This is a genomic window from Tahibacter amnicola (assembly GCF_025398735.1).
GTDB classification, from domain to species: Bacteria; Pseudomonadota; Gammaproteobacteria; order Xanthomonadales; family Rhodanobacteraceae; genus Tahibacter; species Tahibacter amnicola.
In genome coordinates this window covers 909,868-922,586 of record NZ_CP104694.1, presented here as the reverse complement: position 1 = coordinate 922,586, position 12,719 = coordinate 909,868, and the positions used below count along the sequence as shown (strand labels likewise).

Annotated in this window: 8 protein-coding genes; 6 read left to right on the top strand and 2 right to left on the bottom strand. The window is 67.9% G+C overall.

All coding sequences use genetic code 11. From position 1 onward, the window contains the following. Positions 1–29: 29 nt before the first annotated feature. Positions 30–320 (bottom strand): co-chaperone GroES, encoded by a 291-nt coding sequence (gene groES / locus N4264_RS03845; protein ID WP_261695757.1) that lies wholly within the window; start codon positions 318–320, stop codon positions 30–32. A gap of 244 nt (positions 321–564) precedes the next feature. Here groES and cutA point away from each other — a divergent pair, with 244 nt between their 5' ends. The 3 genes from cutA to N4264_RS03830 all read left to right on the top strand — a co-directional run bounded on the left by cutA (position 565) and on the right by N4264_RS03830 (position 3,922). Further along, positions 565–891 (top strand): divalent-cation tolerance protein CutA, encoded by a 327-nt coding sequence (cutA, locus tag N4264_RS03840; protein ID WP_261695756.1) that lies wholly within the window; start codon positions 565–567, stop codon positions 889–891. A gap of 74 nt (positions 892–965) precedes the next feature. Further along, complete coding sequence (locus N4264_RS03835; protein ID WP_261695755.1) at positions 966–3,299, top strand: protein-disulfide reductase DsbD; 2,334 nt, start codon at positions 966–968, stop codon at positions 3,297–3,299. Next, complete coding sequence (locus tag N4264_RS03830) at positions 3,296–3,922, top strand: TlpA family protein disulfide reductase (protein ID WP_261695754.1); 627 nt, start codon at positions 3,296–3,298, stop codon at positions 3,920–3,922. Before N4264_RS03835 ends, N4264_RS03830 begins: the two co-directional genes overlap by 4 nt. A gap of 24 nt (positions 3,923–3,946) precedes the next feature. On the opposite strand, the gene N4264_RS03825 is transcribed toward N4264_RS03830, so the two are convergent. Further along, positions 3,947–6,262: a winged helix-turn-helix domain-containing protein gene (locus N4264_RS03825; protein ID WP_261695753.1), complete on the bottom strand. Its 2,316-nt coding sequence runs from the start codon at positions 6,260–6,262 to the stop codon at positions 3,947–3,949. Positions 6,263–6,414: 152 nt separating this feature from the next. Between N4264_RS03825 and N4264_RS03820 the strand changes: the two genes are divergently transcribed. Genes N4264_RS03820 through N4264_RS03810 form a run of 3 tightly spaced genes read left to right on the top strand, consistent with a single transcriptional unit; the run spans position 6,415 to position 12,570 of the window. Then, positions 6,415–9,207 (top strand): FG-GAP repeat domain-containing protein, encoded by a 2,793-nt coding sequence (locus tag N4264_RS03820; RefSeq protein ID WP_261695752.1) that lies wholly within the window; start codon positions 6,415–6,417, stop codon positions 9,205–9,207. Beyond that, the gene (locus tag N4264_RS03815; RefSeq protein WP_261695751.1) at positions 9,204–9,722 is read left to right on the top strand and encodes a YybH family protein; all 519 of its coding nucleotides are present in this window, start codon (positions 9,204–9,206) and stop codon (positions 9,720–9,722) included. Before N4264_RS03820 ends, N4264_RS03815 begins: the two co-directional genes overlap by 4 nt. Positions 9,723–9,744: 22 nt before the next feature. Continuing rightward, the gene (locus N4264_RS03810) at positions 9,745–12,570 is read left to right on the top strand and encodes an FG-GAP repeat domain-containing protein (protein WP_261695750.1); all 2,826 of its coding nucleotides are present in this window, start codon (positions 9,745–9,747) and stop codon (positions 12,568–12,570) included. Positions 12,571–12,719 lie beyond the last annotated feature (149 nt).

Here is a 12,719-nt window from a genome sequence, read left to right as displayed (position 1 = left end):
GCGCGGCGCACGGGCGCCGCGGGGCGCGATCAGGCTTCGATCACCGCCATGATGTCTTCTTCGCGCATGACGAGCAGTTCCTCGCCATCGACCTTCACTTCAGTGCCGCTGTACTTGCCGAACAGGACCTTGTCGCCCGACTTCACGGCGATCGGACGGACCTTGCCGTCTTCGAGGATCTTGCCGGTGCCGGCCGCCACGACTTCACCGCGGATGGGCTTCTCGGTGGCGCTGTCCGGAATCACGATGCCGCCGGCGGAGATGCGCTCTTCTTCCATGCGCTTGATGATCACGCGGTCGTGCAGGGGACGAAGCTTCATGGGGACTCCCTCAGATGATGAAAGACAACAGATTGAACGGAAACTGATATTGCCCGGTTGTTAGCACTCCGGGTCGGTGAGTGCTAATTCTAGCCGGACAATGCCGCAAGGCAATGCCTCGGCGGCGGTGGGCGGCATTTGGGGCACCCGCCGGCGGCTTTCAAGGGGGCCGGTGCGAGCCGGCGACCGGATCGGTTATCGTGCGCGGCTGCCACCCGGCACCCAGCCCCCTTCCGGATGCGCCATGTCAGTCCTGATCGCCTATTGCACCGTGCCCGATGCGGAAACGGCCGGCCGGATCGCCGGCCAGCTTGTCCAGGAGCGGCTGGCCGCATGCGTCAACAGCCTGCCGGGCGTGGCGTCCACCTACGTCTGGGAGGGCCGCCTGTGCCGGGATGCCGAGCACCTGCTGCTCATCAAGACGACCCGCGACCAGCTGCCGGCCCTGACCGCCCGTCTGGTGGCGCTGCATCCCTATGAACTCCCCGAGGTCATCGCGGTCGATGTCGCCGCTGGCAATCCGGCCTACCTGGACTGGGTGGCACGATCCGTCGGCCCCGCGCCGCCATGAGGACGCCGGCGAAACCTTCGGCCGGGCATCCCGCGTACGTCACGGAACGTCATCCACTGATTGCTGGAGTCGCAATGAGTCACCGAATTTCCCGCTTCCTGGCCGGACTGGCCGCTTTCCTCGGGATGGGCAGCGCGACAGCCCAGTCGGATGACCTGCTCCTGCCGGTGGAGAAAGCCTTCGCGCTGACCGCCACCGCACCCACCCGGGATACCGTCCGCCTCGACTGGAAAGTCGCGGACGGCTATTACCTCTACCGCTCGCGCATCAAGACGAAGGCAGCCAGCCCGGCAGTGACCCTGGGGACGCTGGACCTCGCCCCGGGCGAGAAGAAGCACGATGAGTTCCTGGGCGATGTGGAGGTCTACCACGGCAGCGCCACCGCCACGCAGTCGTTCACCCTGGCCGATCCTGCCGCCGACACGGTCGAGTTCATGCTCTCCATCCAGGGCTGCCACGAACTGGACCCGAAGATCTGCTACCCCCCGTCGAACACCAAGGTGAGCCTGCGCCTGCCGCCGGTCACCGCCACGACCGCAGCGGCGCTGCGCGAGCCGGCCCCGGCCCCGGTGGAAACCCTGCCGGTTGCCGCACCGGCCGCCTCGACTTCGCTCAAGGACGCACTCGGCCAGATCGGTGGCAAGGCCATTGCCACACCGGCCGACCCGGCGGAAGGCGAGGCCGGCCTGCCGCTGCCGCCGGAGCAGGCCTTCCGTTTCGAAGCCATTGCCAGCAGCCCGACCGAGCTGCTGGCCCGCTGGACCATGCCCAAGGGCTACTACCTCTATCGCGACAAGACACAGCTGACGGTCAAGGGTGATGCCGGCATCCAGCTCGGCGCACCGCGCTGGCCCGAGGGCAAGCTGCACAAGGACGAAAAGTTCGGCATGGTCACGGTGTTCTTCGACCAGGTCGAGCTGCCGATTCCCTTGATCCTGCCCAAGCCCGGCGGCGCCGTGATGACGCTCGAGGCCAGCTTCCAGGGCTGCGAGGACAACGGCGTGTGCTATCCCGTGATGACCCGCACTGTCTCTATCGACTTGCCGGCGGCAACCGCCGAGCAGGTGGCGGCTTCGCAGAAGACCCCGGTCGCGAGCACTGATGCCGCGGGCGAACAGTCGGAAGAACAGGTCCTTGCCGCGCGCCTTTCCAGCGACCGGCTGATGACCCTGCTCTGGTTCTTCGGATTCGGCCTGCTGCTGGCGTTCACACCGTGTGTCTTTCCGATGCTGCCGATCCTCTCGGGCATCATCGCCGGCGCCGGCGAGAACGTCTCCACGAAACGGGCCCTGGTGCTGTCGCTGGTGTATGTACTGGCGTCCACGGCGATCTTCACCATCGCAGGCGTCGTGGCCGGGCTGGTCGGCGCCAATCTGCAGGCCGTGTTCCAGAAGCCCTGGATCCTGTGGAGTTTCGCCGGTCTTTTCGTCGCGCTGTCGCTGTCGATGTTCGGCTTCTACGAACTGCAGCTGCCCTCGTCGTGGCAGAGCCGCATTGCGACGGTCAGCAATCGCCAGCAGGGCGGATCGCTCATCGGCGTGGCCATCATGGGCGTGCTGTCGGCCCTGATCGTGGGCCCCTGCGTCGCGCCGCCGCTGGCTGCGGCCGTGCTGTACATCAGCCAGACGCGCGACCCGTTCTTCGGCGGCCTGGCCCTGTTCGTCCTTTCGCTGGGCATGGGCGCACCCCTGGTGGTCGCCGGCACGGCGGCCGGCCGCTTCCTGCCGCGCGCCGGCGCGTGGATGGACGCGGTCAAGTCCGTGTTCGGCGTGAGTTTCCTGGCCCTGGCCATCTGGATGCTGTCGCGCATCCTCGATCCGACCTGGATCATGCTGATGAGCGGCGCACTGGCGATCGCCTGCGCCGTGTTCCTGGGCGCACTGGAACGCCTGCCGGAACACGCTTCGGGCTGGCGCACGCTGTGGAAGAGCCTGGGCGTGCTGCTGCTGATCTTCGGTGCTGCGCAACTGGTCGGCGTGGCCGCCGGATCGCGCGACCTGCTGCAGCCGCTCAAGGGGCTGGGCGGCGGCGGCGCGCCGGTGGAAGAGAAGGGGCTGCCCTTCCGCACCATCAAGAGCGTCGACGACCTCGACCGCGAACTCGCCGCCGGCAAGACGGTGATGCTCGACTTCTATGCCGACTGGTGCGTCGCGTGCAAGGAAATGGAACACCTCACCTTTACCGAGCCGTCCGTGCACCAGGCGCTTTCCGGCATCACCCTGCTCAAGGCTGACGTCACTGCCAACGACGACGTCGACCAGGCGCTGATGAAGCGCTTCGGCCTGGTCGGCCCGCCGGCCACGCTGTTCTTCGATGCGAGTGGCCAGGAAGTCCGCCCGCGACGCCTGATCGGCTTCGAGGCCGCAGACAAGTTCGTCGCCCGCGTGCAGCAGGTGCCGCGCGGATGAGCGTCAAACGCACCATTGGGGTCATCGCCCTGGCGCTGGCGGCCGGCACGGCCGGCCTGGTTTCCGGCACCTTCCTCACCGGGCAGGTACCGCCGCCCTGGATTACCTCGCCCCTCAGCCGTACCGAGTTTGGTCGCAAGCTCGCCGATGCCTGGATCGAAGCCGCTGCGCCGCGCGCACCGCAGGGTGTCGTCGTTGCCGGCAAGGGCGACCGCCGCCCCGACCTTTCCCTGCTGCAACTGGATGGCAGCACCACGGAGCTGGCGCAATGGGACGGCAAGGTCGTCTTGCTCAATTTCTGGGCGACCTGGTGCGCGCCCTGCCGCGAGGAGATGCCTGCCCTGGACAAGTTCCAGCAGGCCTGGTCGCCCAAGGGCGTGCAGGTGGTCGGACTGGCACTGGACGATGCGGCTTCGGTGAAGGAATTTCTGGCGGGTACGCCGGTGGCCTATCCCATCGTCCTGCCGCCGCCGTCCGCGCCGCAAGTCGCCACGCAATTTGGCAATACCTACGGCGTATTGCCGTTCAGCGTGCTGATCGGCCGCGACGGCCGCATCGTGGCGACGCGCCCCGGCGCGCTCAAGCAGGAATTCCTGGAAGAGTGGATTGCGCCGCATCTTTGACCAGCGGCACGACACGCATTCGGCTCAACGCCAGTCACCGGCATCGAAGAGTCCCTGCACCAGGGCAAGATCGATTTCATCGCGCTCGATGCGCGCATAGGCATAGCCGTCGCTGACCGGGCACAGGGTGAAACCCGATCGTTCGCCCGCGCCGGCCAGTTCGCCCAGGTCGACGGCCTCGCCGCCGGGCAGGGGTATCCGCAGCAGGTGTCCGCGCTGGTCGATGAACCAGGCATCCACGCCATCGCTGTCGAAATTTCGGAAGGACAGCGCCGGCAGGCCCGGATGCAACTCCCGTTCGGCGCCCTCGATCTCGCGCACCCAGAGGCCCGGACGCCCGAAGCGCATGAAGAGAAGCCGCCCGTCCGCCAAGGGCAGCGGAGCCACCGCGGGCGTGTCGCTGATCCGCGTCACCGCACTGCCGTCCGCTGCCGCGCGATACAGGTGGTAGGTGCCGGCCCGGTTGGAGGCGAACACGATCGACTTCCCGTCCGGGGTGAACAGCGGGTGCACGTCGTTGGCGGGGTCACTGACCGGGCAGTGACGGCTTCCGTCAGTCACAGTGATGACGCAGATATCCGCGTTGTGCTGCTGCCGCTCGGAATAGATCACGCGCGTACCGTCCGGCGCGAACGACGGTGCGACGGGCGACAGGCCCAGCCCTTCGCGCAGCGCGCGCGGCACGCCGCCGTCAGCGTCGACCAGCCACACGCCGAACTGGCCACTGCGATTGCTGCTGAACACCAATTGCCTGCCGTCGGCCGAATAGCGGGGAAACCAGTCCTGCCGCGAGGACGGCATCACCGCCCGCCCGCCGCTGCGATCCGTCGACAGCCGGCTGTGCCACAGGCCCGACTGCAACTGCACCCGCTCAAAGCTCAGCAGGTGGCCGTCACCGCTCAACGCCGGGAACTGCACATCGCTTTCCGACAACCCCAGCCACTGCGGCACTTTCCCCGGACGCACGCGCCAGAACCCCTGCCCGCCGTTCTTGTCGCTCACGTAGAGGATGTCGCCGCGCGGGGTCCATGCCAGGTTGAAGATCGCAGCGTCCTGGTACGTGAGGCGTTCGGGGACCCCACCCTCTGCCGGCATGCGGAAAATATCCTGCCCGCCCAGATCACCCAGCCGGGTGAAGGCGACCCAGCGACCATCGTGACTGACGGCCGGAAAGTGATCGTGTGCGCCCGGCGGCGGCGAGGTGAGGTCGCGCCGTACGGGATTGTCCAGGCGCACCTCCACCAGTCGTCCGCTGGTCAATCCTGGCGTGTCGTTGAAGATGACGCGCCCGCCGTCCGGGGTCACGGCGAGCCGCGTGTGCGCCATGGGATGGCAGGTCACCAGCTCGCGCTCCTCGCCAGTGCTCAGATTCAGCCAGCGCACCGAGCACTGGGCCTGCGCATCCGACCGGACGAAGGCCAGGTGCTCGCCGTCCGGCGCGAAGACGGCGGCATGGTCGTCGGCGGGATCGCGGGTCAATCGCTGCGGCAGCCCGCCGATAACGTCACGCAGGTAGAGGTCGCGATTTCCCGGTGCCTCGCCGTCCCAGGTGAAGACGGCACGCTGGCCCGTGCGATCAAAGGCGACCGACGTCTCCTTGCCCGGATAGGCCGTCAGTACGCCGAATCGTGGCGCCGGCGGCGGCTCGGCGGCATCCGGACGCGACCAGTCGCGCACCGTGCCGGCCGCCGCGAGCAGGACGACCGCTCCCATCCACCAGAGCGACCGGTAACCGAACACGGGCCGGGGTGGCACCGCCGTGGCCGTCTGCGCCGGCACCGGCGCTGACGCCATCAGGTCCGCAATGCGCTCGGAGGTGTCGAACGCCGCGTAGGTACTGGCCTGCGCGGGACCTTCCGCCGGCGCGTCGGCGCTCAGCGTCTCCGGCTCCGTCTGCTGCGGCGTCTGCAACAGGCGATACCCGCGCCGGGGAATGGTTTCGATCAGGCGCGGGCTGCGCGGGTCATCGTCAAACACGGCGCGCAGGCGCGAGATGATCCGGTTGAGCGAATCTTCCGATACAGGGCGATCAGGCCAGACGGCCTCCATCAACGCATCCCGGCTGACCGGCTGGGGGGCGTGCTGCGCCAGATAGACAAGCACCTCCATCATGCGCGGCTCGACGCGGCTGCGCTCGCCGCCGCGCTCGATCTCCAGCAGGGCCGGCCAGACGCGCGCGTCGGCCAGCACAAACTCCTGATCGCGATTGGCCTCGCCCACTCCCGCTCCCCCGCACCCGCGGTGCTTGCCGGCATCGAGGGCCCATTGTCCGGTCAGCCGCGCGGAAGGCTCAAGCCACTGCCCGACCCGCGGTGCCTTCCACGGTTCGTTCCGGCGCACCGGAGCCACCGTTGGTCCGCTCCTCAGGCGGACCTCAGCCGGGCCTCAGGTCTTCCTCAAGCGCCGCTGCGGGCCGCCGCCGAGGATCCGCGGCCATCGGCGAGCCCACTCCGGGCGGCGCCGGCTGTGCCACTCCCGTCCTGGAAACTCCCATGCTCCATATACCGACTTCACGAATCAGGCCGCGCCGAACCGGCCGCGCCGCCGGCCTCGCCGCGCTGGTCCTGAGTCCTCTGCTTTCCGCCGCGGACCTGCCCATCGACAGCGGCGTACCGATCGGCACGAACTTCGGCGCGGTCGCTTCACTGCAACTGGCCGACCTTGACGGCGACGGCGACCAGGACGTGATCGGCGCCTCCAGTAACACCGCCACGATCATGGGCTGGTACCGCAACGGGCTCACGTACACCGCGCGTACGATCTCGTCGATGGCCGCCGGCGTGCGCAGCGTCGCCGTCGGCGACATCGACCGCGACGGCGACCTGGACCTCGTGGGCGCGCTCAACGGCGCGCACCAGGTGATCTGGTGGGAACAGACCAGCGTCGGCTGGTCGCCGCATCCGATTGCCAGCGTGCTGGACGCCTGGTCCGTCACCCTGGCGGATGTCAACGCCGACGGCACGCTGGATGTCATCGGCACGGCGCTGAACGCCAACCGCGTCTTCACCTTCATCAACCGCAGCAACGGAACCGACTGGGCCGAAGTGGCCACCGACACCGCGCTGCCGAAGGCCTCGTCAGTGGCCGCGGGCGATCTCGATGGCGATGGCGACCAGGACCTGGTCGCCACCGCCTTCGGCGGCACATCGGTCAAGTGGTACGAAAACCGTGCGGCGGGTGCCGGCGGCGCCTGGGTGGCGCGCACGGTCACGGACGACATCACCGCACCGCTGGATGCGCGCCTGGCCGACATCGACCGCGACGGCGACCTCGATGTCACGCTAGGCGGCGGTGACGGCGTGTACTGGTACGAGAACGAAGGCAACGCGCACGGCTGGATCGCCCACCAGACCGGGCCGGCACTGCCGAATGTTCTCAAGACCATCCCGGTGGACCTGGACCAGGACGGCGACGCGGACCTGGTTTCCACCAGCACCAGCGCGCATCTGCTGCTCTGGCGTGAAAACATCGACGGCCGCGGCACGCAGTGGACGGAACGCCGGCTGGACGTGGGCCTGTTCCAAGCCAATGCCGTGGTCGCCGGCGACGTCGACCGCGACGGCGACCTGGACGTCGTTGCCGGCGGCACGGAAGGCGACGTCGGGCTGTACCGCAACTGGCGCCTGCATCGGAAGTTCTTCTTTCATTCCTCGCAGCAGCGCGACATCCAGGTGCCGATGCATGCGCAGCGCGCCCGCCTGGCGGACCTGGATCGCGACGGCGATCTCGACGGCATCGGCATCGCCTATGCCAATCAACCCGGCCCCGCCGGCATGCTGGTGCGCTGGATCAACGACGGTACCGGGCAATTCTCCGCGCCCCTGAACTTCGGCGCCGGACAGCACGCGGATCTGGCACTGGCCGACGTCAATCGCGACGGCGTCGTTGACGCCGTGGCCGCTGGCGCGGAGCTGGCCTGGTACGGCTGGCACACGGGAACGTGGACGCGCTACGGCATCGCCAAGACACCGGAGATGAGCCATGCCATCGGCGTGGCAGCGGCCGACTTCAACCGCGACGGCCGCACCGACGTGGCGATCGCCGACGATGTCGAGGGCGCCGTGTATGCCTGGATCAACGTCGACGGCGGCAACACCTGGACCCGCCAGGTCGTTGCCACGGGGATCACCGGCGTCAACGGCATCGCCAGCGGTGACTTCGACCGCGACGGCCGCACCGATCTGGGCACCATCAGCACTGACGGCACGGTGCGCTGGTATCGCAACGGCAGTGCCGGCTGGATCGCGACGCTCGCCACCAGTGGCATCGAACAGCCCACCGGTATCGCCGCGCGTGACATCGACAGCGACGGCGACCTGGACCTCCTGGTCAGCCAGTCGGCCGGCACGACCCTGGTCAAGAACAACGCGAACGCCACGAGCTGGACGCCGCGCATCGGCCTGCGTGATCCGGGCGATTACGGTTACACCGCCATCAGCGCCGCCGATTTCGACACCGACGGTGATGCCGACCTCGCCGTTTCTGCAGCGGACATGGGCATGCTGTTCTGGGGCGAGAACGACGACTCAGTGTATCTGACGGGGTGGGTCGGCTTCGACACGTTGCCCGGTGCAGTCGACCTGGACAGCGGCGATATCGACGGCGACGGCGATCCGGATCTCATCGGTGCGGGACGCAAGATCACGCCCGCCAGCGGCGTGCGCTGGTGGCGCAACTTCGGCGGTCAGTACGAGTTGCTCGCATCGAACACACCGTCCGGCACGGTTCCCGCCGGCCGGGCCAGCGTGCTGATGGCGGCGACGATCTGGCACCAGGGCAACCAGGACGATCTGGACCTGAAGATCGCCCGGCTCAATCTGTACTTCGAGAGCGCGCCCGGCGTTCCCCTTACCAGTGCCGAAGCCAATGCGCTGATCCAGCGTGTACACGTCTACACCGACAACGGAAACGGCGTGCTCGACCCGATGGACACGGTGGCCGCCACGGTCGAGGACCTCAGCCTTTCCGACGGCGTGCTGGCAATCGACGACAGCACGGCCCAATCCCTTTTCCAGGTGTCGACGTTCTCGCAGCAGCGCTACTTCATCGTTCCGACGTACGTGGCAAATCCACCCGCCTTGCCGGCCCGGTTTCGCGCCACGTTCCTCGGCGTGACCGATGGTGCCGGGCGGCCCGCCAGCCTGGTACGCGATACGTATGGTGTAGCACTCAGCAACAGCGCCACATCTAACGGCGCTACCGGATTCCTGGTGGTGGACGCCGACACCTTCTTCCGCGACGGCTTCGAGCCGCGCCAATCCTCCACCACGGACTTCACGCCATGAACCGATTGCTGTGTCACGTCACCGCGCTGCTAGTTGCGCTGTCCTCGTCCTGCGCCCTTGCCGACGACCATGCTGGTACCGCGGCATCCGCGACGCTTCCCGGCGACTCTCAATTGCTGGGTGACCGCACCAAGGCCCGCGAGGTATGGACGGTCTTCCAGCAATGGCTGGACGCCTATGCCCAGAAGCGCCTGGAGCAGGTCATGGCGATCTTCGACCCTGACGTGGTGTTCAGCTTCCAGGGCGTTCCCGACCAGGGCTGGCCGGCGCTGCAACGCAGCTACCGCGACGATTTCGCGCGCAATGCCCCCGGGCAGCGCTGGCGCGCGCGCCTGGAGGAAATCAGTGCGGACGGCCGGCTGGCCTACGTGCGTTCGTCCTGGGAACTGGTGCGCACGGACGCCCAGGGGCAGGACAGTGTCGTCACCACCAACCGTTCGATTGACGTACTCCGGCGCGATGACTCAGGACGATGGCGCATCTTCCGATCGCTGAACTATCCGCAGAAGCCCTGACGCCAGCCGCGAGCCGATCGCCATGATTAATCCACTTTTTCGCTATTGCGCGGTGTTCCTGGCCGCGATGGCGCCGGTGCTGGCCGGCGCAACCGCCATCCCCTTCGCAACGCCGGTCGATGCCGGCCATGATTTCGGCGAGGTGGCGGACCTGCACTGGGCCGACATGGATGCGGACGGGGACGACGACATTGTCGGCGTGTCCGCCACGGATCACCGCATCATCGTCTGGAGCCACGAGGTGGATGACACCTGGCGGCCCGTGACCGTCGCCCTGGCAGCGGCGCAGCCGCGCAGCGTCGACGTCGGCGATATCGACGACGACGGCGACCTGGACATCCTCACCGCGTCGCCCGGCGCAGTGCCCAGCGGCACCGGCGGGCGCATCGACTGGTGGGAGAACCGCGGCGAGTCCTGGCAGATGCATCCGGTCGCCGCCTATCCCGGCGCAGTGGCGGCGTCGCTGGCCGACACCAATGGCGATGGCAGCCTCGACGTCGTCGCCGGCTCGGTCACGATGGGTCGGACGGGCGTGTTCATGAACCGGGATCGGGGGGCGAACTGGAGCACCTCGCATATGGTCGACAGCGCGATTCCGGGCGCATCGGCGCTGGATACCGGCGATTTCGACGGTGACGGCGACACGGACGTTGCTGCCCTCTCGATGAGCAGCAACCGGCTGTACTGGTACGAAAACGCCTCGGGCGACAGCACGCGCTGGGACCGCCACGTCGTCTGGGAGAACCCGGGCGCGCCCAGCGCCCTGGATGCCGCCGATGTCGACCGGGACGGCGACCTGGACCTGGCAGTCGGCAACGGCCATTTCCTGCACTGGTACGAAAACACCGGCGAGGCCCGGGGATGGGCGCGGCACGAAACCGGCGCATCTGTACAGCGCGTACGTACCGTCCAGGTGCGCGACCTCGACGGCGATTCCGATCACGACCTGGTCATGAGCACCGTGGTCGCCAACACCGTGCTCTGGCGCGAGAACCGCGATGGATCCGGCCGGGATTGGGCCAGCTACACCATCAGCAGCGGCACCGAGGGCTCTACCCTGATCAGCCTGGCAGACCCGGACAACGACGGCGATCTGGATATCGCCGGCGGCCAGTCCGACGGCATGGTCCGCGTGTATCCCAACGTGCGCATGCACAGCCAGGCGCAGTTCGGCGCCCGACGGCAAATCTGGGGCATCGAGCCGACCGGCTATTACGGCATGGGCGGCTTCCGCGTGGCAGACCTCGACAATGACGGTGACCCGGACGTGATCGGCATCGGCATGTACCCCAGCAACCTGTTTCGTGGTTTCAACACGGGTGCGGGCTGGGACATCCGGCTGGATACGCTGGTCGGCGACGCACTGGCCGTCGGCGACATCAACCGGGACGGCAAGCCCGACGCCGTGGCCAACGATCGTTCCGGTGGCCGCCTCATCTGGTACAGCAACGTGGGCCAGCGTTCCGCGCTTGTTCCCGTTGAACTGGCCAGCGGTACGCCGTCCGTCGTGTCCGTGGAACTGGCCGACCTGGACGACGATGGCGACGTGGATGTCGTCGCCGGCAACGAAAGCACCCATGCGGTGGACTGGTGGGCCAATCTCGATGGCGCTGGCGGCCGCTGGGAAAAGCGCGCCGTTGGCGCGATGACCGCGCCGCGCACCCTTGCGGTGGCGGACTTCGACCACGACGGCGATAGTGACCTCGCGGTTTCCCAGTACCGCGACGGCAGCGGCAATACCGCGGCGACGCACTGGTTTTCCAATCCCGGCCGCGGCGGCGGCACGTGGAATCGCGGCATCGTGCACGACCAGCGCTACAACTATGGATCAGGCGACCTGCAGCCCATCGACATCGACCACGACGGTGACATCGATCTGTTCGGCCCCGGGTTCAATGGCCAGTTCAATTTCTACCTGAACACCCGGTGGACCGGCGGCTGGGACCGCCACGGCTTCCCGACGGGCGGCATCGCTGTTCCCAATTCAACGCACGCGGCCGACCTGGACGACGACGGCGACCTGGATTTCGCCATCACCGGCGACAACGCCGCCACCTGGGTGGAATGGGACCGGCCGAACTTCATCCCTCATGCGCTGGATACGGGCTTGTACGCCGCCTGGATCTCATCACCCCATTCACTGGCGGTGGTGGACGTCGATGGCAACGGAACGCAAGACGTCATCGCCAGCGCACCCTCGTCGGTGGCCGGTCTGCACTGGTGGCCGTCGACACGGGGACACTATCGGCTGGATGGCCATCCAGTCGCCGGCGCCACGATCGGGCCGGGCAACGACGTCGGATTGCTGGGAGTACGGATGCGCCACCTGGGCCGTCGTGCCGATCCCTCGTCGCGGTTACGCACGCTGCGGCTGCAGTGGGACGACGCCAATGGCACGCCACTGACCGCCGATGCGCTGCGCGGGCTGATTCAACGCATCAGCCTGTTCGTGGACGACGGCGACGGTCGCTGGGAGCCCCATGCCGACACCCGCGTGGGGTACTTTGACACGGCCGGCCTGACCCTGGTCGACGGGCTGCTGAGCCTGGACCTGTCGGACCCGACGGCCACGGCGATGCTGGAAGTCGCTGCGACCGGTACTCGCCAGTGGTACGTTGCGGCCACCATTCCGTCCTCGCCGGCGACGCCGCCGTCGGGCGCGATCCGGGTGACGCTGCTCAACGATCCGCAGGGTCCGCACAGCGAAGTGAGCTATCGCGACTACCCGATCGCGCTGCAGCCTGCGGCAACGGGCAATACCGGCAGCGGCCTGGTGACGGTGATCGGCGATCGGCTTTTCAGCAGCGATTTCGAGTCGTTGCGGCGCGCGCACGAGGATCGGCCATGAGACCTGCCCTTGCTTTCCTGCTGACACTGGCCGCCACGGCATCGACCGCCGCCAGCGCCCCCCGCTGCGCATTCCCGAAACCCGCGGCAGCCTGCTCGACGGGCGCTGCGGCACGGATGAATATGCCAGGGCAGCGACGGTCAACCTGT

Excerpts from the sequence above, each read along its gene's own strand:
- groES (WP_261695757.1), bottom strand. The coding sequence starts at position 320 with ATGAAGCTTCGTCCCCTGCACGACCGCGTGATCATCAAGCGCATGGAA.
- cutA (WP_261695756.1), top strand. The coding sequence starts at position 565 with ATGTCAGTCCTGATCGCCTATTGCACCGTGCCCGATGCGGAAACGGCC.
- N4264_RS03835 (WP_261695755.1), top strand. The coding sequence starts at position 966 with ATGAGTCACCGAATTTCCCGCTTCCTGGCCGGACTGGCCGCTTTCCTC.
- N4264_RS03830 (WP_261695754.1), top strand. The coding sequence starts at position 3,296 with ATGAGCGTCAAACGCACCATTGGGGTCATCGCCCTGGCGCTGGCGGCC.
- N4264_RS03820 (WP_261695752.1), top strand. The coding sequence starts at position 6,415 with ATGCTCCATATACCGACTTCACGAATCAGGCCGCGCCGAACCGGCCGC.
- N4264_RS03815 (WP_261695751.1), top strand. The coding sequence starts at position 9,204 with ATGAACCGATTGCTGTGTCACGTCACCGCGCTGCTAGTTGCGCTGTCC.
- N4264_RS03810 (WP_261695750.1), top strand. The coding sequence starts at position 9,745 with ATGATTAATCCACTTTTTCGCTATTGCGCGGTGTTCCTGGCCGCGATG.